This is a genomic window from Myroides sp. WP-1, assembly GCF_014145635.1.
Taxonomy (GTDB): Bacteria; Bacteroidota; Bacteroidia; order Flavobacteriales; family Flavobacteriaceae; genus Flavobacterium.
This window is the reverse complement of sequence record NZ_JACHTC010000014.1, coordinates 1-23,476: the sequence shown is the minus strand read 5'-3', so window position 1 is coordinate 23,476 and position 23,476 is coordinate 1. Positions and strand designations below refer to the sequence as shown.

Sequence of the window (23,476 nt, the reverse complement as noted above, 5' to 3'; positions counted from 1 at the left end):
ATTGTAGCAAATATTCTTATTGATTTGTTAAAATAAAAGTTGCTTGTTTTTTATTATAGTGAATTGTGTTTTAATTTTGTATTTTATTTGTTATATTTTTTGTATATTAGGATAATTAAAGATAAGTTTATTTTTTTAGGTATTGAAGGTTACTGGTGTAATGTATAAAAATTGATAGAGTATGAAGAAATATTATAGTATGATTTTAGGTTTGTTTCTGTTTGCATCTGTAGTTCGAGCACAGGAACAAAAAGAGACTTATGCAGCTGATATAACAGAGAATGTAGTAATTACTGGCGAATCACCTAGTAGTACTCAAATGAAGAAGGAAAAAAAGAAGAAGGAAACATCTAAGAAAAAAGAACTTTATTGTTCTTTTATTGGTAAAGATGAAGTTTATGCACGAAGTAAGGGTGATATTAAAGTTTCGCTTTATGAAGCGGAGGACTATAGACGCTCTGTTGCTAAAAAATTAAATATATTACCAAGTGCCGTTTTTATTATCAGTGCCCAACCAGGAGGAAGCTATGGTGTAGTTTACGAAGTTTGTGCTGGTGGTATATATTATAAGACTGTTCGAGGATTTCTTAAGATGGGAGGATAGTCTAAAAGTAAAAAGTAAAGAATAAAAAAAACTCTTCCATTTGGAAGAGTTTTTTTGTGTATTTATTTACTCAAGTACATTTTTCTACGAGAATAGATTTCATAGAATTGATCGTCTCTTAAGTTGTCAATGAATAAGATACTTTCTCCTGTTGATTTCATCTCAGGACCTAAAGCTTTATTCACATTTCTAAACTTGTTGAAAGAGAACACAGGTGTTTTGATCGCATATCCTTTTAACTGTGGATTGAAAGTAAAGTCTGTCACTTTATTGTGTCCTAACATTACTTTTGTTGCGTAGTTTACATAAGGTTCACCGTATGCTTTTGCAATAAATGGAACCGTTCTTGAAGCTCTTGGATTCGCTTCGATGATGTAAACGATATCGTCTTTAATTGCAAACTGAATGTTGATTAAACCAACTGTTTGTAAAGCAACTGCAATTTTTCTTGTGTGGTCTTTGATTTGATTCAATACAAATTCCCCTAAGTTAAATGGCGGTAACATCGCGTGACTATCTCCAGAGTGAACTCCACATGGTTCAATGTGCTCCATGATTCCGATAATATACACGTTTTCACCATCGCAAATCGCATCAGCCTCAGCTTCGATAGCTCCATCTAGATAGTGGTCTAATAGAAGCGAGTTACCTGGAATTTGGTTTAATAAATCAATAACGTGTTCTTCTAATTCTTTTTTGTTGATGACAATCTTCATTCCTTGTCCTCCCAATACATACGATGGACGAACTAATAATGGGAAGTCTAATTTATCTGCTAATTGCAACGCTTGATCCGCTGTTTTAGCCACACCGAATTGAGGGAATGGAATGTTTAACTCTTCTAATAACGTAGAGAAACGTCCGCGATCTTCTGCTAAGTCTAAAGCGTCGAAGCTTGTTCCGAAAATCTTAATTCCATGACGGTGTAGTTTTTCTGCTAATTTTAATGCCGTTTGACCACCTAACTGAACGATTACTCCCTCTGGTTTCTCATGGCGGATGATATCGTAAATGTGCTCCCAGAATACTGGCTCGAAATACAATTTGTTTGCTGTATCGAAATCAGTAGAAACGGTTTCTGGGTTACAGTTGATCATGATGGTTTCATAACCTGCTTCTTCAGCAGCTAGTACCCCGTGTACACAAGAGTAGTCAAACTCGATTCCTTGTCCAATACGGTTTGGTCCAGAACCTAATACAACCACTTTTTTCTTGTCTGTTACAATACTTTCGTTAGAAACGTATCTCGTTCCGTCCGCTTTTTGAATATCAGCTTCAAAAGTAGAGTAGTAGTATGGTGTTTTTGCTGGGAATTCAGCCGCACAAGTATCTACTAACTTGAATACGCGTTGAATGTCCATTTTATCTCTTAAATCGTGTACTTTACTCTCTAGTGTTTTCAACATGTGAGCAATTTGTCTATCAGCAAATCCTTTTTGTTTTGCTTCCAACAACAAATCTTTCGGTAAAGTTTCGATAGTGTAGTTTGAAATTTCTTTTTCTAACAGATACAATTCTTCGTACTGTTTCAAGAACCACATGTCAATTTTTGTGATTTCGTGAATTCTACTCAATGGAATTCCATGTTGAATCGCATCGTAGATCACGAATACGCGATCCCAACTTGCATGAGTTAATTTATCGATGATTTGGTCGTAGTTGGTATATCCTTTTCCATCTGCACCTAAACCATTGCGTTTAATCTCTAAAGATTGTGTCGCTTTGTGTAGTGCCTCTTGGAATGAACGTCCAATACCCATTACCTCACCTACCGATTTCATTTGCAAGCCTAAAGTTCTGTCAGCTCCTTCGAATTTGTCAAAGTTCCAACGTGGTATTTTTACAATTACATAATCTAAAGTCGGCTCAAATAAAGCTGAAGTAGATTTTGTAATTTGGTTTTGCAATTCATCTAATGTGTATCCTAAAGCTAATTTCGTTGCGATTTTAGCAATTGGATATCCTGTTGCTTTAGATGCTAAAGCAGATGAACGAGAAACACGTGGGTTAATTTCGATTGCTACGATGTCTTCTTTTTCATCTGGAGATACCGCAAACTGTACGTTACAACCCCCAGCGAAGTTTCCAATACTACGCATCATCTTGATCGATAGATCACGCATTCTTTGGAAGGTTCTATCCGATAAAGTCATGGCCGGTGCTACTGTGATACTATCTCCTGTATGGATTCCCATTGGATCCATATTTTCAATCGTACAGATGATAACAACGTTGTCGTTTTTATCGCGTAAAAGCTCTAATTCATACTCTTTCCATCCTAATAAAGCTTTGTCAATTAAAACCTCGTGGATTGGAGAAGCTTCTAAACCTCTAGTTAGTAAATCGTCAAAATCTTCTGCATGGTGTACAAAAGCAGCACCAGTACCTCCTAAGGTAAATGAAGGACGAATAACTAAAGGAAAACCGAATTCTTGAGCGATTTCTTTTCCTTGTAAGTAAGATGTAGCTGTTCTTGCTGGAGCAACAGGAACATCAATACGCTCTAATAATTGTTTGAATTGTTCGCGGTCTTCTGTGATATTAATCGCGTTAATATCTACACCAATTAAACGAACACCAAAGTCTGCCCAAATTCCCTTTTCATCACATTCCAAACATAAGTTCAACGCTGTTTGTCCTCCCATTGTAGGCAATACAGCATCGATTTCTGGATGCGCAACTAAAATTTCAATAATTGAACGTGCAGTTAATGGCTTTAGATAAATATGATCCGCCATAGATGGGTCGGTCATAATTGTTGCGGGGTTAGAGTTAACTAAGATAACTTTAATTCCCTCTTCTCTTAATGATCTTGCTGATTGTGAACCTGAGTAATCAAATTCGCAAGCTTGTCCGATGATGATTGGTCCTGAACCAATGATTAATACGGTCTTGATAGAAGTGTCTTTAGGCATTTTCTTGTGTTGTTTATTATTTACTACTTTGTAAAAAAGTAAGTATAGTGTGTGTGATTGTATTGTGATGCTTCCGACAAAGTATAAAAAAAGGCGTTACCACCAAATGAGTAACACCTTTATTTATATTTTAATCAAAACATTAATGTTTATGTTTTGTTTCACAAGAAACAGTTAATTTATGTCTTCCTTTAGCTCTTCTAGCAGCTAATACTTTTCTACCGTTAGGAGTAGACATTCTTTCCATGAAACCATGTTTGTTTCTTCTTTTTCTATTTGAAGGTTGAAACGTTCTCTTGCTCATTGCGTTTATCTTTAAATCTTAGTATTTTACTTCTCAAAAAAATTCAGCTTTGATATACTTGCGCCAAAACCGAGTGCAAATATATAAAGTCATTTGATTCTTACAAAGTCTTTTTGTAAAATATTTTTAGAAACTTGCGATTAGTACTGATTTAGGTCGAATTCCTAGGGGTAAATCCGCAATATATCCGATCAAATATAGGAAAAATATTTTTTTTATCACCTAAAATTGGAATTTATGTTAATTTCTACCGTACTTCAGTCGTTAAATCACACCTTTATAGTTATGCTTTTTTTATCAATCCGTATTCAATTGCCAAAGTAATCACGGAACTGAGGTTTGAAGTTTGAAATTTTTCAATCAAATTTTTGCGATGACTATCCACCGTATGCGTGCTGATGAAAAGACGATCGGCAATTTGTTGGGTTGTAAATCCCTGTGCCGCTTCTACTAAAACTTCTTTCTCTCTTCGCGTGAGTTTGGGAATGGTGTTTAATCCATTTTTATTTTTCTTTTCCAAAACGCTCTGTGTTTGTGAACACAAAAAGATCTTTTGATCATACACACTGTTAATGCCTTGTACAATCTCATCTACTGATGCGTTTTTTTGAATATAACCCGAAGCACCTTCCTGTAGTGAACTATTAATTACAGCAAATTCATTGTGTACACTTAACATAATGATCTGCATCTCGGGATGCTTTTTCCTCAAGGGTTTAATCCAATCCAAACTGTTGATATCCTCTAAGTTGATATCTAGTAACAAAATATGGATTGGGGCCTTTTTTAACCCTTTTTGCAAAGCATCGATGGAAGCATAACAACCCGTTACTTGGATGTTCTCCTGTTTGTTTAATATGTTCTTCAATCCTTCTAATAGTAAAGGATGATCGTCAGTGAGTGCTACTTTTATCATAGGTTAAAGTTTTGGGAATTGAAAATCAATACTCGTTCCAAGGTTTCGTTCCGAATGAAAGTGTAATTCTCCTTTGAGAAATTGCACCCTCGATTGGATGTTGTGTAAGCCAGCGGATTTAGATTGTTGAACCTGTGCTAGGTCAAAACCACAACCGTCGTCTTCAATAGTAACCAAATACGAATCTGTATTTTCAACAAGTTGAATAATAATTTGTTTAGGATCAGCGTGTTTTAAGGCATTGTTGACTAATTCTTGAATAATGCGGTAGACCAACAATTGCTTGTCTTGTACCAAAGTATTGGTATAACCCAAAAATTGCACATCAATATCCAGTTGATCTGTAGACATGCGACTTGCGTATTCTTTTAACGCTTCTTCTAAACCGTATTTAAGCAACAAGTCAGGCATTAAATTATGGGCCACACGACGCAGTTCATCTACAGCATTGTCTAAATGCTCGATTGATTTAGTCATTTCAGCTTTGTTGTCTGTCGAGATCTTGTTGTTTAGGTTGCTTAACTGGATTTTAGTTCCCGAAAGCAATCCTCCTAAACCATCGTGTAAATCTCGTGCCAAACGCGATCGCTCTTGTTCCTGACCATCGAGTAACGCCGTTAACGTAGCAATCTTAGCGTGTTGCTTTTCTTTTTCTATCGCCAAATTGTATAACTCTCTTTGTTGTTTCATACTTTTCGTTCGCTGTTTAAATACATAAAGTAATACAAGTAAGAGTATGGCAAAGACAATCGCTAATGCTAAAAAGTAGAATTTAACTTTCTCTTGATAGGAGAGTGTTTTTTTGAAATGCTGAATATCTAAGCGCTTGTTGTCATTTTCCAATTGAGACAATTTCAGTGCTTGTGCATGTGTTTCGGTTTCAAGTTGACTGATCTCTAGTTTTTTGCGTTGGTTTTCTTCTAGTAATTTTAAGTTCTCTAACTCCTGTTGTTGTTGTAAGCCCAACGTTTTCATCAATTGAATTTGCTGTTCCTTTTTCTCAGAGGCTAATTGTAAAGTTAACAATTGCTGTTTTTGTTGGTCTTTTTCATATTGCGCTTCTAGGCGTTTACTTACCTCAAGTTTATCTTGATCGTAAATAGACTGATAGGTTTGCAAGTAGAGTTTATTAAAGTGTAAAGCACCTAAATAGTTTTCTTCCGTTTCATTGAGATAAGCTAAGCTTTCATAAATAGAAAGCAGCGTGTTCTTATCTGGTAAATTGGTGCTGTTTATCACTGATAAAGCAGATAATAAGTGCCCTGTAGCTACTTTTGTGTCATTTTGTTGTAGAGCGATTTCCGCCAAAATACCATAAGAAGAAGCTTGAAAATTGGACTGATTACTTTCTTTTGCTTGTTGTAATGCTAAATTGGCATAATATGTTGCTTGTTCTTTGTATTGTTTGGGAAATGCACGCAAGTATAAACTAGCTAAATTATTGGATACAAAAGCTAAATCTGAACGAAAAGGAATAACGTCTTTGTTCTTTTCGTAGGTTTTAATTGCTTTTTTGTAGTAATTTTCTGCTAAATCGCGAGCATAAATATTGTTGTTGTTTTGAGCAAATTCACTTTCATACAAATATCCCATCATCATATAAGCATCAAATTGTGCATTGGGGTTATTCTGTTGAATAGCAACATCAAGGGTTAGTTTGCTGTATTTTTCTTGTAATTCGTAATCGTTCCAACTGGCATAGATACTTGTTAGCTCTTTATATGTGGCAGATAGTCTACTTAATTTTGTTGGTGATTGTGGTGCTTTTTCGTACCACGTAATAGCAGTTAATAACGACTGTACTGCTCTAGCTTCTTGATTATTACGTGCATAAATCCAACCTTGACAATAATTGACATAAGCCTTGATCTCAAACCGATCTGTACTTTGTACATACTCAAGGGCTTTCGTTATGAATTTAGTTGCTTCTTTTGTTTGCTCATTTAGCTGTGCATTCATCGCTAAAATTGCGTAGAGATAAGCCGCGTTAGCTTTGTCTCCTTGTTTTTCCGCAACGCGAATATTTTCTTGTAAAATTTGTTGAGCTTCTTGCTGTTTTTCATGGAAGTACAGCGCTTGAGCGTATTTTCCAACGAGCTCAAAACGAGCCGTACTTCCAGGTATCGTCTTGTCATATTGCTCTTTGTAATTGGTCAGTATTTCTTGTCCATAGCTCTTCGTGGATATCCCCCCTAAAAGGAACCAACACAATAACAATAGAAAAGAAAAATTAGAAAAATAGGACATAGACAAGTACGTTGTGTGAACTGAAACAGTTCTTTTATTTTTTAAAGGTAATTCGAATTAAATGATGTTCATTCGGATCAATGGTATTATTTAAGTTTTGATCGACTACAAAATAAATATATAATTCACCAATTCGATACTGTGACCAAGGAATTTCATCCTCATCAATAGTCACACCATCGAGATTCCATTGATAGATATCCCATTCATTTTTCTTGCCAATTTTGTTGATGCGATGATCGCTGTTAGAAGCATAGTATAAATACTGATGACCTTCTTCACTTAGATTAGGAAATACCTTGTTTTGATCAAATGAAGCGGCAAAACCTGTACCTGGACTGAAGAACTCAATGTCGTCAAAAGACATCGATTCATATTCATTTACAAATTGACTGTTGTCTGTCAGTACGGCTTTTGCAGCATAGAACAAGTTCTTTTTGTCATCATAAGGCTTGTTTAAGAACTCAATGCTAAAACGTGCTGGTTTTAAGGTGATGTCTTGTGTTTTTTGATCAATTACAATGGTTTTTCCATCTTGTTTAACAAGAATATTGTTCGTTGTAATTTCTTGTGCGTGTGTCAGAACCCAACTACAAAGGCTAAGTCCTACAGTCAACAGTAATTTGTTCATAAATAGAAAGATTGTTAGTTGTTGACAAAAGTAGCGATTAAGCGGTTTTGTTGTACTCCCTAAAAATGATGAATTTGAGTATCAAGAATTACCTTACTCGTAACGGAGTGCTTCAACAGGATCTAATTTAGAAGCTTTAATGGCAGGATATAGACCTGATAAAACAGCAACAACTAAAGTAGTGATAAAAGCAGCTAAAATAGCCGACCACGGAATAGCAAACGAAAAGTGTAGAAGAGATGTCATAAGGTAAGCTGTTCCTATACCTAATAAGGTGCCTATAAGCCCCCCGAGTTGACCAATGATAAGTGTTTCTGTAAAAAATTGTTGCGCAATGGTCTTTCTTTTAGCTCCAAGAGACTTGCGAATTCCAATTTCTTTTGTTCGCTCTGTTACAGATACTAGCATAATATTCATCAAGGCAATCGACGAACCTAAGATTGTAATAAGTCCAATTAACCAAGCTGCCATATTTAACATACCCACTTGATTTTCTAATGATCGAATCATATCATCACTTCGTTCAATTCCAAAATTGGATGCATTTGAAACAGCTAGATTTCGGCTTGTTCGAAAATCAAGTGTAGCTTGATCAATCGCTTGTTCTAATAAACCTTCTTTTTGGATTCCTACTTTAATGGTGTAATTGATGTCTGCTGCATTGAAGATATTTCGCGCAATTTGAATGGGAATAAAGATGCGCTGATCTTCATTTTGACCAAATGTGCTTCCTTGTTCTTTGAGGATACCAACAACTTTAAATTTATAACCGCGAATGGAAATCTCTTGGTTAATCGGCGACTGTCCTTTAAACATATTCTTGGCAAAATCAGATCCTACTACACAAACAAAGTGATTGTTTTTGCAATCGGTATAGCTTAAACTGCGACCTTGAGAAAGAAGTAAACCGCTGTTGCTAAGGTAGTTCTCGTCACATCCGACAATACTAACTTCAGGATCTGTTTTGATGTAATCATTTTTGACTTCTATATTTGTTGCCGCATTAAAAGAAAGGGAAACAGCGGAAAAAGGATAGCGGTAACGATCTTTAAAATCCAGTGCCTGCGTATAGGTAATCGTTGGGTTTTCAACTTGATTGGATTGGTTTTTCGCTATTCTTCCTGCAGTATCATACTGACTGATGGTAAAAGTATTGGCTCCCATTGAGGAAAAGTCTTCAACAATGGTGTTTTTTAATGCACTTACAACAGACAAAATACCAACCAAAGCCCAGATCCCGATGGCAATAATAAACACCGTGATACAGGTGCGCAAAAGTTGACTTCTGATGCTGGTTGCAGCAATCTTTATGTTTTCAAGTGTTATTTTCCACATGTCTGATTAGTAGTTGAAAGGGACGAAGTGTTACAGGTAAAGATAGGAAAAAGTTGTGAAAGAGAGAGAGGGGAGTTGGTGAGTTGGTGAGTTGGTGAGATGGTGAGATGGTGAGATGGTGAGTTGAGGAGTTGGTGAGTTGGTGAGTTGAGGAGTTGGTGAGTTGAGGAGTTGAGGAGTTGGTGAGTTGGTGAGTTGAGTTTCTGTGGACGGTTGATCCATTCAACAAACGACAAACGACAAACAAACAACAAACGACAAACAACAAAGTTTTTTTTCAATTAAAAGAGCATACTTTATTTATTTAGAAAAATTCACCCTTCTCCTCTTTCTTCTTTCCTCTTTCTAATTAAAAAATAGCTATTTTTGTAGTATTGAATAATTTTTGAAAATTAATTAAAATGGCAAAGAAACCAGGTATTCCAAAAGGGACAAGAGATTTTTCTTCGATTGAAGTAGCAAGAAGACAATTTATTATGCAAACAATCCGTCATCATTTTGAGCATTTTGGTTTCCATCCAATAGAAACTCCTTCCTTCGAGAATTTGGAGACGCTGATGGGAAAATACGGTGAAGAAGGGGATCGTTTGATTTTTAAAATATTAAATTCAGGTGATTATTTGTCTAAAGTGGATGAGACACTATTAGCAGATAAGAACAGTTTGAAACTGACCACTCAGATCTCAGAGAAAGCATTGCGTTATGATTTGACAGTGCCTTTTGCACGTTATGTTGTAATGCACCAGAATGAGTTAGACTTCCCATTCAAACGTTATCAAATGCAACCTGTTTGGCGTGCAGACCGTCCTCAAAAAGGAAGATTTAGAGAGTTTTATCAATGTGATGCTGATGTAGTTGGTTCGAAATCGCTATGGCAAGAGGTAGAATTAGTACTGTTATACGATCGCGTATTTACTGCATTGGGAATTGAAGGTGTGACGATTAAATTAAACAACAGAAAAATCTTAGCAGGTATTGCTGAAGTAATTGGTGCAAGTGATAAGTTGATTGATTTTACGGTAGCCTTAGATAAACTAGATAAAATCGGAGAAGAAGGCGTTAAAAACGAAATGATTGAAAAGGGAATTGATGCAGTAGCCATTGAGAAAGTACAACCGTTATTTAATTTTACAGGAAGTTTTGACGATAAAATAAAGCAATTAGGACAGTTGTTATCTGCATCTGAACAAGGAACAAAAGGTGTTGAAGAATTGGCTTTTGTAGGACGTGAAATCGAGAAAATAGGACTTTCTTCGGCGAAACTGAATTTAGATGTTACATTGGCTCGTGGATTGAATTACTATACCGGAGCGATTTTTGAAATCGGTGCTCCTGAAACGGTTCAAATGGGATCAATCGGTGGTGGTGGACGTTATGATGACTTAACAGGTATCTTTGGTTTAAAAGATATGAGTGGAGTTGGAATTTCGTTCGGACTAGATCGCATTTATCTTGTAATGGAAGAACTTAATTTGTTCCCTGCAACAGTTAACGCATCTTCGAAAGTGATGTTCTTAAATCTTGGAGAAGAGGAAATGAGCTATGCAATGAAAGCCGTGGCTCAGTTGCGCGATGCTGGAGTAAAAACAGAAGTATATCCAGATAAAGCAAAAATGGGTAAACAATTTCAATTTGCAGATAAAAAAGCAATTCCATTTGTTGTATTGGCGGGCAGTGAAGAAATTCAACAGCAAAAATTTACTGTAAAGAATCTGACTTCTGGTGAGCAACAAACAGTGAGCTTAGAAGAATTAAAAAATATGGTGGAATAGAACTATTCGACTGCGAAACAAACCAAGGGTTGAACTAAATAACGTTCAACCCTTTTTTTATTTATCTGTTTGATTTGTAGAGTTTAAAAGTATTTTTTGTCTTTTGAGTGGTATGCATACACTCGACGTATTTGTTTAGAATAAAATAGTATGGAAAAAAAACTTTTCAAAAAAAGCAGACCAAAATTTATGTATTACCTTAGCACTAGGGGAATATAAATAGTAAATAATTGAGTATGTCGGTAGAATATGTTGAAATCCAAAGTTTTATTGAGAATTATAACGAAAGAGATCGAGATTGGTTGACCTTAAAATGGAATGGAAAGTTCGGTCCCAAGTTTAAAGATGAAAATTATATTTTTAGACAACAAATTGCAACGCTTGTTTGCGACCAGATTCACACGGTAAATCTTGACTTAGTTCGAGATCTTTTCATTGAACTAGGAAAAGTAGCTCAAGTGAGTTTTTCGGTGTTTACTCACTACCATGTACTTGCTCAGGAACTATTAGAAAGAGGAGGAAAAGATTATCTCTTCGACTATGTCTGTGCAGCACATATTTCTTTTGATACCTTTTTGAGTACGGCTAATATTCAACTTTCTCCAGAACGAATGCATGAAATTGTTTCTTATTTCGATTTTCTCAAGCAAACCGAATCGGATCCACAAGTGCAAAAAATGCTGACTGATCACATTCGCAATCGGTTTATCTCAGTACAATAGTTTTACAATAGTTGTGTTAAACAGTAGATAAGAAGACCAACGAGTCCTCCAACGAGTGTTCCGTTAATTCGAATGAATTGGAGGTCTTTACCCACTTCAAGTTCAAGCTTATCACTGAGTTCTCGACCATCCCATTGATCAACAGTAGTGCGAATTAACGTTGCTACTTCTTGTGTATTGCGAAGAGCTAAGCGATAAAGTGTCACTTGCGTCCATTGATTTAAGCGTCGCTGTAAATCAGTATCTTGTTCCATCTGTTGCGCAATAGATTGAATAGCGTTTTTAATATAAATGCGCAAGGGAGAGTTTTCTTCTTGTAATTGATGAAGCAAGGATTGCTTGGAGGATTGCCAAAAGTCTGTAAGGTATTGATGAATAACTTCTTCCGTTACAAATTGATGAAGTAAATCATGTAGTTTTGCTTTCCACGTGGAAGACGTAGCAATTTCTTGGCCGAGTTGTGTCAATTGTAAGCTAATTTCCTCTCTTACTTTGTGCTGTTCATTGGTTTGAATATCTTCTAAAAAAGTTTGTAAGCCTTTAATTAATTGGTTGGTAACAGTTTTTCCTCCCACCAATCCTAACAGCGGTTTTTTCTCTACAATTTGATCGTATATTTCCGTACGATGATCTTCAATGTACACTTGGATTTTAGGAAGAACTAAGGTAATTAATCGATTGTGTTCATTTTGTTCTAAGGCATAGTGTAGTGCTTGAGCAAGTAGTTGTTGTATATTGATTTGATCAATCCCTTGTTGAGCTTTTTTCGTTAGAAAATCGATGATTTGCTTTTCATTTAAATCTTTAACGATTGATTGTAATAAAAAAACAAGTTCTCGTTCTAATAGCTGTTGATTCTTTGGCTGATTCAACCAAGTAGATAAAAAATGTGCGAGCTGAAGCTTGTCGATATAGGGACGTATGGTGGCAGGGGTAAGAAAATTATCCGTTACAAAAGAACCGAGATTATCACCAATGTCATTTTTCTTGTTTTCAATCAAGTTTGTATGGGGGATTTTGATCCCCATCGGATGTCTAAATAAAGCGGTAACGGCGAACCAATCCGCTAAAGCACCCACCATTGCTGCCTCAGAAAAAGCTTTGACATAACCCATCCAATTTGCCGGATTGTGTTTCAACATATACACCATCGAAAGGTATATCACAGCCATGATTAAAAATAATCCTGTTGCAACTCGCTTATGTAGCCGAAGTTGAGCTTTTTTATCTGTCATTATCAGTTATGATATAGGTTTACCAAATTTTAAACATGATTTAGTATTAAAGATATGATTTTTCAATAAAAAGATGATGTTTTCTTTCAGAGAAAATTTTTGCTTCACAACAATCAACCAACAACAAACAGCCCACGACAATCGCTCTCAAAATTGCTCTTTCACTTGAAAAGAAACTGTTTCGTAGGTTTTAGGATGTTTGAATGTAATAGATTCTGCATGTAAAAATAATCGACTGCTCTTTGTACCGTATAAATCATCTCCAACAATAGGTGTATTTAGCCCTAGAGAATGAGACGCATGCATGCGCAACTGGTGTGTTCTACCTGTAATAGGGTAGAAGTATACTTTTGTTTTTCCCTCTTTTCGTTCGATGACTTCCCATTTGGTTTTAGCGGGTTTGCCATGTTCAAAACACACCATCTGACGTGGGCGATCTTCGAGATCCACACGTAAGGGTAGGTCGATGTATCCTTCGTCTCCTTGGATGATTCCATCTAAAAGCGCAACATAACGCTTAGTTACTGTTTTTTTGATGAATTGACTTTGTAGTGCTTTATGTGCTTCTTTGTTTTTTGCAATCACTAAAATACCTGAGGTGGCCATATCCAAGCGATGAACAATAATCGGTCCCGTTGCTTTAGGGTAGCGGATCTTCATTCGCTCGTAGATCGAATCTTGAATATAGATCCCTGGAACACTTAAAAACTCCTCTGGCTTATTGACGATAGCAAAATCTTCATCTTCGTAAATAACTTCAATCGGACGTTGCAATTCAGGATTGACGAGTAGCGGATTATCATCCACATCTAGCCCTTGCAGCATATGTCCGAGAATGGGTTCGCACTTTCCTCTACAAGCAGGATAGTAGTGTTGGTGTTTTCGAATTTCTGACTTCGGCGATTCTCCCCACCAAAATTCTGCCATAGCAAGGGGAGTATAACCGTTGAGGTAAGCATATTGCAATAACTTAGGTGCAGCACAATCCCCTGCTGCTGCTGGAGGTTGTTGCAGAGCTGTTTGTTCAAAAATATCCAATAAATCCTGTTCTTCTCTTTTGTAATTCAGAAAGCGATACTGTTGAAATAACCTGCGTTGTAGCGCATTGGATTTTTGCTTGCGCTCCTCTTTTAAATTTGAAATATGGAGGTCAAAGTCAGCAAGGAGTTGTTGCGTTGTAGCAATTTGCTCTTGCCAATAGGCGGTCAGTACGCGCAACTCGTGTTTATCGCGTAAGCTCTGCTTGATTAAGTCCTCATGAAAAATTTCAAAATCAGTGGGGCTTAGTAAGTTGACTTGCGTGTCTCTTTCTATTTTACGCTCTTGTTTGAGCTGTTTAAGTGCAGTTTTTTTCTGTGCTAATGCCTCTTTTTCCGCTATGAGTTGTTCTTGTAAAAGACGTTTAGCGTTCTGATAAATGTTGTCTTGTTGAAGTTTTTCAATAGTAGCATTAATGGCATTTAAAACGGCTTCTTCTTTAGCGAAGAAACTATCTTTATTCCAAAGATCAAACACCGGTGGAACAAAACCATCTAAATGAGTGTAATTCCCCAATTTACCGGAAAAACCACATAAATACCCCAATTCACCCTTTGTGTTTTCTACAAGTAATATTCCAAACATCTTACCAGCAACTAAGCACTTTGGATTTGCTGGATCGAATAAAGGAGAAATTAAATCATGGACTTCCAGTTCCCGTTGCAACTCCTCACTAGCCACAATACTCAACGGATGAGGCTCGTAATAAAATGGGAAAGTGAATTTTTTCGGTTTATTGATTAATGAAATATCCGATTGAAATCGTCTAAAAGCTACATCAGGAATCGACATGGGTTTGAATTTTGTTGCTGCAAAATTACATATTATTCGCTGAGGAACAATTGGTATGAATCGGGATAATAGTATAAAATAATTTTTGTTCAAGCAAAAGTATAGCGAAAGGAGATAGCTGTTTTACGGTGTCTTTGTATAGAGTTTGTATGGGGCTTGCAAGGGTTTTGTATAGTAAAAGTGGCTTAAACCCAATAAATACGAAGCATGTATCGAACAACACCCAAAGAAAACACAAGTTTAGGTTGTTTAGTGTTGTGAAAATCAATAGGTTGTTTTTTTATGTACGGAGAGAGAATGACAATTTAGGCTTTTAATTTCCAAGTTTAGGCAGTAAGGAGAAATTACGCTTGTTGAAGAGAAAAACTTTTTTAGTTTTGTTTCCAAGTAACAGGTTAGCTAAAAGAAGAATTTATACTGCTATTTTTAAACTATAAAATAGAGTCGTAGCAACAGGTTCTCATTTGTAAAAGAAGTATCTTGTTCCTTTAAATAAATGATATGAAAAACCCATCCACTTATCAAGCACCTACCCATTTATCTGCTTTCGTATCTTATGAAAATTCAGCGTATTTTCAAGAAATGATAGCTATTGAATGGCGTGGACAACTACAGTCGTCCACGAAAGGGAAGAAGTTTAAAATTCACTATTGTGGCGAATATGCAACGGATATTGATCTGTTGGTGGATCATGAGAATTATCCCGTTTTAGTTTATGCTGAAGATGTAGAAACAAAGGAGCGAATTTTGCTTTTTGACTATGCGAAACACGGTTATGATGCAATGTTTTGCGATGAATATGACGAAGAAATTCTTCAAGAAAGGGAAGAGCAATTACAAGAATTGGAGCTAGGAGGAGCATATACCTTTGAAATTATAGCTTACGCCTATCACAACATCGATTACGAGGAAGAAATGGAAGAATTTCTGAATGAAAATAATGAAATCGAATTGCTTTCAGGCGCTATTATTACACCAGAAGAATTGAAACGCAACGGATTTGATTTCTTTGGAATCGACGTTGTCGACCAATACGGAAATCGACAGACGATTGTGGAATTTGAATTGGCTTAATTCAGATACCATTTCAATAGGGAAAGGAGAATATCGCTTCCAAAAACCGTAGTAATAATCACAATTACAAGATTATTTTTAAAAAAGACTATTTTCCTGCTTTTGCTTTTTGTGACTTAAGGAGTTAAATAGTATCTTTGGCGCTTCAAAGGATTAAATAATACCGATATGTTTGATAATTTAAGCGATAAATTAGATAAAGCCTTTCATATTCTTAAGGGACATGGTAAGATTACAGAAGTAAACGTTGCAGATACTTTAAAAGAGGTGCGTAGAGCCCTTTTAGATGCCGACGTAAACTTTAAGATTGCCAAAGATTTTACGAGTAAAGTAAAAGATAAAGCCCTAGGACAAGATGTATTGACTACGCTTCAACCGGGTCAATTGATGATTAAGATCGTGAAAGACGAACTTACTCAATTAATGGGAGGTGAAGCTGCTGGAATCAACTTATCTGGAAATCCATCTGTTATTTTAATGTCAGGTTTACAAGGATCAGGTAAAACGACCTTTTCTGGTAAATTGGCTAACTTCTTAAAAACAAAAAAGAATAAAAAACCTTTATTAGTAGCGTGTGACGTATACCGTCCTGCGGCTATTAACCAGTTACACGTTGTTGGAGAGCAATTGGGTGTTGAGGTATATTCGGAAGAAGGAAATAACAATCCGGTTCAAATTGCGGAGAATGCAATTAAATACGCAAAGTCGAATGGATTCAACGTTGTGATTGTCGATACTGCAGGTCGTTTGGCTGTGGATGAGGAGATGATGACGGAGATTGCCAATATTCACAAAGCAATTGCACCACACGAAACTTTATTCGTTGTGGATTCCATGACAGGACAAGATGCCGTAAATACTGCAAAAGCATTTAACGATCGTTTGAATTTTGACGGGGTAATCCTAACAAAATTAGACGGGGATACAAGAGGTGGAGCTGCCATTTCAATTAAGTCAGTTGTAAATAAACCAATTAAATTTATTGGTACAGGAGAGAAAATGGACGCAATAGACGTTTTCTATCCAGAGCGTATGGCTGATCGTATTTTGGGAATGGGAGACGTTATTTCCTTAGTTGAACGTGCACAAGCACAATACGACGAAGAGGAAGCACGTAAGATCCAAAAGAAAATTGCGAAAAACGAGTTCGGATTTGACGATTTCTTATCGCAAATTCAACAAGTGAAAAAAATGGGTAGCATGAAAGACTTAGTGGGCATGTTACCAGGAGTTGGAAAAGCGTTGAAAGACGTAGAAATTGAAGATGATGCGTTTAAACACATCGAGGCGATTATCCACTCCATGACTCCAAAAGAGCGATCTACTCCTTCTGTCTTAGACGCAAAACGCAAGCAGCGTATTGCCAAAGGATCAGGAACAGATATCCAACAAGTCAACCAATTGTTGAAACAGTTCGATCAAATGAGTAAAATGATGAAGATGATGCAAGGAGCAAAAGGAAAGAATTTGATGCGAATGATGGGACAAATGAAAGGAATGCAATAAAAATAAAAAAGAAGGTTTAAGGTTCAACGCGAAGTTTAAACCTTCTTTATTTTACATACAACAACACACTAATTATTACGATTTAATGCAACTACTAGACGGAAAAAAGGTATCGGAAGATATCAAGAATGAAATCGCTGCTGAGGTTCAACAAATGAAAGCTCGCGGTGAAAAAGTACCTCACTTAGCAGCAGTGCTTGTGGGAAGCAACGGAGCAAGTTTAACTTATGTAGGAAGTAAGGTAAAATCATGTGAGCAAATTGGATTTGAATCTACTTTGGTTGCTTTACCAGAAGAAACGACAGAAGAAGAATTATTAGCAAAAATTAAAGAATTAAATGCTGATCCAGCAATTGATGGGTATATCGTTCAATTGCCTTTGCCGAAACACATCGACGAGCAAAAAATCTTAATGGCTGTAGATGCAGACAAAGACGTTGATGGGTTCCACCCAACTAACTTTGGTAAAATGGCGTTGGAAATGGAAACATTTTTACCCGCTACTCCTTACGGAATCATGGAATTACTTGAGCGTTACAAAGTAGAAACAGCAGGTAAAAACGTGGTTGTAATCGGACGTTCCCATATCGTAGGTCGCCCAATGAGTATTTTGTTGAGCAGAAAAGGATACCCTGGAGATGCAACGGTAACCCTAACACACAGCCGTACTAAAGATATCGCTGCTATTACAAGAGAAGCAGATATCATTATCTCTGCATTGGGAGTGCCTTACTTCTTAAAAGCAGATATGGTTAAAGACGGTGTAACAGTGGTTGACGTGGGAATCACACGCGTACCAGATGCAAACGCTCCAAGAGGATATGTAATCGCAGGAGACGTTGATTTTGATGAGGTAAGCAAAAAAGCAGCTTTCATCACTCCTGTACCTGGTGGAGTTGGTCCAATGACTATTGCCATGCTATTAAAAAATACACTTTTAGCTCGTTCAAGAAGAGCAAAAAAAGGAGAATAATACATAATATCAAAAAGGGCGCATCAATGATGCGCCCTTTTTTTGTGTGAGAACACCTGAGATCGTATCTTTATCTTTTATAGCAAAAACCATGCAAAATAAAAATATAAAATGGGCGGCTTTAGTACCTGAATTGGTTGTTTCGGACCTAACAGCGAGTTTACAATTTTGGTGTGATTACCTTGGTTTTACGATTTTATACGATCGCAAGGAAGAATCCTTTGCCTATTTGGTTTTAGGTGAAGCACAAGTGATGCTGGAACAATATGATCCAACCGATCGCACTTGGGAAACAGGATTAATGGAAAAACCTTATGGAAGAGGAATCAACTTCCAAATTGAAGTAGAAGCGGTAACCCCAATACTCGAGCGATTACAACAAGCTAATTACTCCTTGTTTATTCCACTTGAAGAACGTTGGTACAGAGCCGATGATATTGAATTCGGACAACAACAATTCTTAGTCCAAGATCCCGATGGTTATTTAGTACGCTTAATTGAAGATTTGGGAGAACGTGAAAAAAAGTAAAGTTATGAGTGATCAGTTATGAGGTATCTGTCGTATTTTCTGAAATAAAAAGGTACATTTTTGAATGAAAATCTAACCACCTCACCACCTCATCGTCTCACCACCTCAACAAACACCAAACAACAAAAAAGATGCAAATCCTACATTTTTCAGTCCAACAAGAAATCAACGGACAACCCATTTCTTTATTTCCTACAGTAATCAAAACGGCAAGTGAAGTTGTGTTGATTGATTGTGGATACGAAGAAACCTTTGAACAATTTAAACGTGAATTAACTAAGCTATCGATTGAGATAGCAGATATTACAGCCATATTCATCAGCCATGACGATATTGATCACTTAGGAGGATTAGCCTTGTTTTTACAAGAAAATCCAGCAATCCAAGTGTATAGCAGTGCAGTAGAACGCAGTTCAATTTGTGGCGAAATCAAAGCAGAACGCTTGATACAAGCCGAAAATTCGCTCGTGCACCTACCAGAAGACTATCGTCCTTGGGCAGAAAATTTTATTGCTCAACTGAAAAAGATCAAGCGTTTTCCAGTCAATCAAACTTTTAACGATGGAGATTTTGTGTTAGAAGGTTTACAAGTGATTGATACACCTGGACATACCCAAGGTCATATCTCTTTATGGGATGTGGCAAATGGTGTTTTAATTGCCAATGATGCTTTGGTTGTAGAAGAGGGGCAACTCAATATTGCCAATCCACAGTTTACCTTAGATTTACCGCAAGCTGTTCTATCTGTTCGCAAGATCCAAGCGTTACAGCCGAAGAAAATCATTTGTTATCACGGTGGAATTTTTGAAACTACAATAGAGGAAGCATTAGATCAGGTTATTCAAAAATACAGCGTATAAACGAATGATACTTCATTCTTGTCAAGAATAGTTAATCTATAAAATCCCCCAATTGTAGTGAGAAATAGAATTGTCAAATAAGGTATCTTTCCACTATATAAAATAAATATGAAAATAGAAGATAAAAATACAGCCCTTCAACAAGAATGGCTAACAAAAGGCGAACAATATGCTAAGGGAATCAATGAGATGGTTGCTTTTGGAAAAGAACACGGATGGGAAAACTGGAAAGGGGAAGAACCAGAAGATAAAAGAGATCATTTAGGTCAAGAGGTACTCGAACTATTAAAACAGGCAAATGCAGAAGGAAATATAGAGGCATTTAGAGCAGCATTTCCACCGGCTTATCCACCGTTAATTCCATTCTTAGAGGAAAAATCACAATACATAGGAGATTTAGTAGCGATTGAAGCCAATAGTGTTGCCTTTTTAGCAGGTACTTCGTATGAAACGCGTACTGCTTATTTGCTTTCGGGTACAACGGTACACGTATTAGATGATACAATTAAAGGCTTAGGGAAGTCGATGCGCAATGGTGTATTTGCTATTGCTTATGCGAATACAATTGTAACATACCAAGGATGGAATGGCCCTGAGATAGCTACCTTTCCACTAGGAGAATTAGCAAATTTAGGTATCTCAAAATTAATTCCCTTTAATGATGGAACACGCATTTTGTTTGTATCATCAGAAGGAGTGTACCTGTTGGAAGAGGAAAAGCAACAACTCATTCATCCAGTTTTATCCGAAGAGGAACAAAAGGAAGCGGAAGAAGAAGGATATGAGTTCTATATCGATATGGAAAATGCAACCCTATCTCACGATAATGCCTATATCGTTGTAGGCGATCAAGATCGCGATCACCGTATTTTACACATCGATGGAAAGGAAGTGGGAAGCGTAGGTCCGCAATCGTCTTATCCTCATTTCTGTTTGTTTTCAAAAGATGATCAACAGTTAATTACCAATTCTTGTCATTTCTACAACGGAGTTACCATTGGAGTAGATGCAATGAAATTAGAAGGCATGCAGGTAGAAGCTTATGAAGAAAGCGATGACTTTACGTATATGGACGAAGGAATGCGTGTCTATCAAGGGGTTGCCGTGAAAGATTACTACGTTTTAGGTGATGCTTATGGTTATATTCGCTTCATCAATCAAGCAGGAGAAGATATTGGTCAATTTTTTCTTGGAGGAACAATCAGTGGAATGGCGGTATCAGAAGATGAGACCGTGTTGTGGGTAGGTACTTATTCGGGTGCTTTACACAAATTGGAAATAGACAAAGCGATACGCGATACGCATACCATTGGAACTCGTCCTTTATACGAACAATTCCGTTTGCTTGTATGGAAAGACGAGCCGCAAGTGTGGCGTTGGTAAAAAGGAAGAAAAAGTATGCAAGAAAATCATATAGAAGTGCTATTAACTCACTTAAAGCAGACTATTGTTTTAAATGAAAAGGAAGCACAACGCATTAGTGATATAGTAGAAATTGTACCATTAAAGCGAAAAGAATTATTACTACAACCAGGGCAATTATCTCAACACATGCGATTCATTGCCCAAGGAAGTGCGCGTTGTTACTATCTCGATGAACATTCACAAGAACACACTTTGCAAATTGGTATCGAAGAGTGGTGGATTAATGATTTGTACAGTTTTTTGACGCAAAAAGAATCAAAATTGTTTATTCAAGCCATTGAACCGGCTGTAATTGTTCAGATTAGCAGAGAAAATCTAGAACTATTATATACGGAAATACCCGCTATTTCTACCTTTTTTAGATTAAAAATACAAAGTGCTTATGTTGCTTTGCAAGAGCGAACCATCGAAAATATGAGTACAGAGGTCTATGCGCGTTATCAGCGGTTTATTAAGGAATACCGCAATATTGAACAGCGTGTACCGCAATATATGATTGCTTCATACTTGGGTGTAACTCCCGAATTTCTGAGTTACCTCAAGAAAAAACACCTTGAAAGTCTTTCTTAAGATATCTTAAGAACCACCTTAGAGCGAGCTAATACATTTGTCTTATGAAAGTAAATAAGCATAGACAAATGAAATTAGCTCGTTTTTTTATGGTCCTTTTTGGACTCTTACCTCTTGTTGTTTTTGGACAGAAAACAACCTTTACTCCTGATATGATGGTCGGAAATAGATCTTATGGATACACACATACCATCAGTCATCAATTGTCTGATAAGATTACCTTGCAAAACCTCGTTTTATTCGATTCAGAATACCAAGACGACAACCATAACATCTTTTTTATACGCAATACTGTTGCGTATAAATTGCCTAAAAACTTCATTTTAAATGCTGGATTTGGCGTGAAGAACCCTGGGAAGTTTGCCAGTGTATATCTGCAATACCAATGGAAGAAAAAAGATTTTCAAATGGTTTATGGCATAGGAACAACCTATCAAAAGGGATTCACTTTAGAACAGTCTTTGTTGGTCGAATATACTCCTCAACTAACGGAACAATGGCGAGGATTATTTCGCTTGTCTGCCGTTGGAAATGTCAATCGACACGAATATACCCGCGGATTTCAACATATTCGAATAGGGGTAAAGAAGGATAATCTTGCAATAGGGCTAGCTGCAAATTTAGAGCAGTTCAATATGAGCTGGGATCACTTCGAAAATTACGGAGTTTTTGTAAAAGTAAATTTATAAATAGATATAAGATGAATAGAAAAGTAGACACTGGACTGCTACTGAGCAGAATTGCCATTGGATTTCCCATGTTGTTTTACGGGATTGGCAAATTGATCCACGGAATTGGATTTATTCAACAAACTTTAGTTGATAAGGGATTGCCTGCTTTTTTTGGCTATGGCGTGTATGTTGGGGAGGTAATCGCACCTATACTGTTACTGTTGGGATGGAGAACGCGTTTGGCAGGAGCCGTTTTCGCCATCAATTGTGTGACAGCAATTTTATTGGTTCAGAGTTCGGCCATCTTTAGTCTAAATGAAAATGGCGGCTGGCAGATTGAACTTTTGATGCTATATGCTCTCGTTGCTGTAAGTTTGTTCTTCACAGGTGGAGGAAAGTACGCGGTATCAACGACTCATCAATGGGATTAAAAAAAAGCTTCTGTAAAGAAGCTTTTTTTATAGAAATAAAGTAGAATTTAACTGTTTTTTTTCTTCTGATGTAGGATGATTGTTTGGATCAATAAAGGGACGAAGTATTGGATTATCACCTAAAAAAATAAGGTCAAGAGCAAATCGGTTGTTTCCATATAATCCACGGTGAATCATATTAGCTGAGAAAATTAATAAATCACCGCGTTTGAGTTTAATTTGTTTCCCTCGAACTAAAGTATCACTCGGTATTTTTCCATTTTGACTCAAGCGAACATCTTGTTCTTCCTCTAAATCCCAACTGCGATGAGTGCCTGGAATTAATTCAATGCCTTCTTCATCTTGGAATGGAATACGGAAGTGAAGCACATGCTGAGTCAGTATGCTCTTCTGCTGATCTTCAATAGACATTCCCGTATATTGAATATCGCGATGCCAATAATTTTTTTGATCTTTATTGAAAGGGTCAAAAAATAATTGAGTGTTTAAAAAAAGAACTTTTTCCGGTATTAGAGAAGAAAGAAGTAATTGAAAGCGATTTCCTGCTATAAACTGAAATAACAACATACGATCCGCTTTGGATAAGGACGTATTTGACGTTAAACTGTGGCTATTAATCAACCTACTGTGATACTCTTCTCGATGATCAAGTAACCATTGTTGATGAAACTTGAGGAGAATCGGTTCTATTTGTTGTAATTCTTTCGGCTGAAAAAATTGTGGAATATAAAGATAGCCTTCTGTAGTATAATGATTGAGTTCAGTCATAGCTTTTGGATTCAATAGGTGTTAAAAATACATCTTGAATTCAACTTATAAATGCAACTTTTTGGGTGCGGATAATAAGCAATAAAAACATTTATTTTTCAGAGAGGAAAGAGAGACAATGTCCCCCTTTCTCTCACTCTGAATGGATAAAGTTTGCT

General features: G+C 36.6%; 21 protein-coding genes. 12 read left to right on the top strand and 9 right to left on the bottom strand.

The genetic code is table 11. The annotated features are described in order from the left end of the window. Window positions 1–181 precede the first annotated feature (181 nt). On the top strand, window positions 182–604 hold the full coding sequence (locus H4K33_RS12295; protein WP_182649396.1) for a hypothetical protein: 423 nt from the start codon (window positions 182–184) through the stop codon (window positions 602–604). A gap of 62 nt (window positions 605–666) precedes the next feature. Here H4K33_RS12295 and carB read toward each other — a convergent pair whose 3' ends face one another. The 6 genes from carB to H4K33_RS12265 all read right to left on the bottom strand — a co-directional run bounded on the left by carB (window position 667) and on the right by H4K33_RS12265 (window position 8,952). Then, window positions 667–3,519 carry a carbamoyl-phosphate synthase large subunit gene (carB, locus tag H4K33_RS12290; RefSeq protein ID WP_182649394.1) on the bottom strand — a complete coding sequence of 951 codons (2,853 nt, stop codon included), beginning with the start codon at window positions 3,517–3,519 and terminating at the stop codon, window positions 667–669. Between the two features lie 142 nt (window positions 3,520–3,661). Beyond that, window positions 3,662–3,823 carry a 50S ribosomal protein L34 gene (rpmH, locus tag H4K33_RS12285; protein ID WP_002990519.1) on the bottom strand — a complete coding sequence of 54 codons (162 nt, stop codon included), beginning with the start codon at window positions 3,821–3,823 and terminating at the stop codon, window positions 3,662–3,664. Window positions 3,824–4,106: 283 nt separating this feature from the next. Next, complete coding sequence (locus H4K33_RS12280) at window positions 4,107–4,739, bottom strand: response regulator transcription factor (RefSeq protein ID WP_182649391.1); 633 nt, start codon at window positions 4,737–4,739, stop codon at window positions 4,107–4,109. A 3-nt stretch (window positions 4,740–4,742) separates the two neighbouring features. Then, window positions 4,743–6,986, bottom strand: coding sequence for a sensor histidine kinase (locus tag H4K33_RS12275; protein WP_182649390.1), 2,244 nt, complete (start codon window positions 6,984–6,986; stop codon window positions 4,743–4,745). 34 nt (window positions 6,987–7,020) lie between these two features. After that, a complete protein-coding gene (locus tag H4K33_RS12270) occupies window positions 7,021–7,617 on the bottom strand; it encodes a hypothetical protein (RefSeq protein WP_182649388.1) in 597 nt (198 codons plus the stop codon). 93 nt (window positions 7,618–7,710) lie between these two features. Further along, complete coding sequence (locus H4K33_RS12265) at window positions 7,711–8,952, bottom strand: ABC transporter permease (protein ID WP_182649386.1); 1,242 nt, start codon at window positions 8,950–8,952, stop codon at window positions 7,711–7,713. 401 nt (window positions 8,953–9,353) lie between these two features. Here H4K33_RS12265 and hisS point away from each other — a divergent pair, with 401 nt between their 5' ends. Beyond that, on the top strand, window positions 9,354–10,724 hold the full coding sequence (hisS, locus tag H4K33_RS12260; RefSeq protein WP_182649384.1) for a histidine--tRNA ligase: 1,371 nt from the start codon (window positions 9,354–9,356) through the stop codon (window positions 10,722–10,724). 236 nt (window positions 10,725–10,960) lie between these two features. Further along, window positions 10,961–11,446: a hypothetical protein gene (locus tag H4K33_RS12255; RefSeq protein WP_182649382.1), complete on the top strand. Its 486-nt coding sequence runs from the start codon at window positions 10,961–10,963 to the stop codon at window positions 11,444–11,446. Window positions 11,447–11,448: 2 nt separating this feature from the next. On the opposite strand, the gene H4K33_RS12250 is transcribed toward H4K33_RS12255, so the two are convergent. After that, a complete protein-coding gene (locus H4K33_RS12250) occupies window positions 11,449–12,681 on the bottom strand; it encodes a DUF445 domain-containing protein (protein ID WP_182649380.1) in 1,233 nt (410 codons plus the stop codon). Window positions 12,682–12,828: 147 nt separating this feature from the next. Then, complete coding sequence (locus tag H4K33_RS12245) at window positions 12,829–14,511, bottom strand: RluA family pseudouridine synthase (RefSeq protein ID WP_182649378.1); 1,683 nt, start codon at window positions 14,509–14,511, stop codon at window positions 12,829–12,831. Window positions 14,512–15,012: 501 nt separating this feature from the next. On the opposite strand from H4K33_RS12245, the gene H4K33_RS12240 reads away from it, so the two are divergent. From H4K33_RS12240 to H4K33_RS12200, 9 genes are all read left to right on the top strand, one after another. After that, the gene (locus tag H4K33_RS12240; protein ID WP_182649376.1) at window positions 15,013–15,585 is read left to right on the top strand and encodes a hypothetical protein; all 573 of its coding nucleotides are present in this window, start codon (window positions 15,013–15,015) and stop codon (window positions 15,583–15,585) included. 168 nt (window positions 15,586–15,753) lie between these two features. Then, window positions 15,754–17,091, top strand: coding sequence for a signal recognition particle protein (gene ffh / locus H4K33_RS12235; protein ID WP_182649374.1), 1,338 nt, complete (start codon window positions 15,754–15,756; stop codon window positions 17,089–17,091). 85 nt (window positions 17,092–17,176) lie between these two features. After that, window positions 17,177–18,064 (top strand): bifunctional 5,10-methylenetetrahydrofolate dehydrogenase/5,10-methenyltetrahydrofolate cyclohydrolase, encoded by an 888-nt coding sequence (locus H4K33_RS12230; protein ID WP_182649372.1) that lies wholly within the window; start codon window positions 17,177–17,179, stop codon window positions 18,062–18,064. A gap of 91 nt (window positions 18,065–18,155) precedes the next feature. Beyond that, window positions 18,156–18,593: a VOC family protein gene (locus H4K33_RS12225; RefSeq protein ID WP_182649369.1), complete on the top strand. Its 438-nt coding sequence runs from the start codon at window positions 18,156–18,158 to the stop codon at window positions 18,591–18,593. Window positions 18,594–18,724: 131 nt separating this feature from the next. Further along, complete coding sequence (locus H4K33_RS12220; RefSeq protein ID WP_182649367.1) at window positions 18,725–19,453, top strand: MBL fold metallo-hydrolase; 729 nt, start codon at window positions 18,725–18,727, stop codon at window positions 19,451–19,453. Between the two features lie 108 nt (window positions 19,454–19,561). Next, window positions 19,562–20,836 carry a hypothetical protein gene (locus H4K33_RS12215; RefSeq protein WP_182649365.1) on the top strand — a complete coding sequence of 425 codons (1,275 nt, stop codon included), beginning with the start codon at window positions 19,562–19,564 and terminating at the stop codon, window positions 20,834–20,836. Window positions 20,837–20,851: 15 nt separating this feature from the next. Further along, complete coding sequence (locus H4K33_RS12210; protein WP_182649363.1) at window positions 20,852–21,448, top strand: Crp/Fnr family transcriptional regulator; 597 nt, start codon at window positions 20,852–20,854, stop codon at window positions 21,446–21,448. Window positions 21,449–21,492: 44 nt separating this feature from the next. Further along, the gene (locus tag H4K33_RS12205) at window positions 21,493–22,137 is read left to right on the top strand and encodes a hypothetical protein (RefSeq protein ID WP_255493682.1); all 645 of its coding nucleotides are present in this window, start codon (window positions 21,493–21,495) and stop codon (window positions 22,135–22,137) included. Window positions 22,138–22,148: 11 nt separating this feature from the next. Next, window positions 22,149–22,550, top strand: a complete 402-nt coding sequence (locus tag H4K33_RS12200) for a DoxX family protein (RefSeq protein ID WP_182649360.1) — start codon at window positions 22,149–22,151, stop codon at window positions 22,548–22,550. A 27-nt stretch (window positions 22,551–22,577) separates the two neighbouring features. Here the strand turns inward: H4K33_RS12200 and H4K33_RS12195 are convergent, their stop codons facing one another. After that, window positions 22,578–23,318 (bottom strand): phytanoyl-CoA dioxygenase family protein, encoded by a 741-nt coding sequence (locus tag H4K33_RS12195; protein ID WP_182649358.1) that lies wholly within the window; start codon window positions 23,316–23,318, stop codon window positions 22,578–22,580. Window positions 23,319–23,476: the final 158 nt, after the last annotated feature.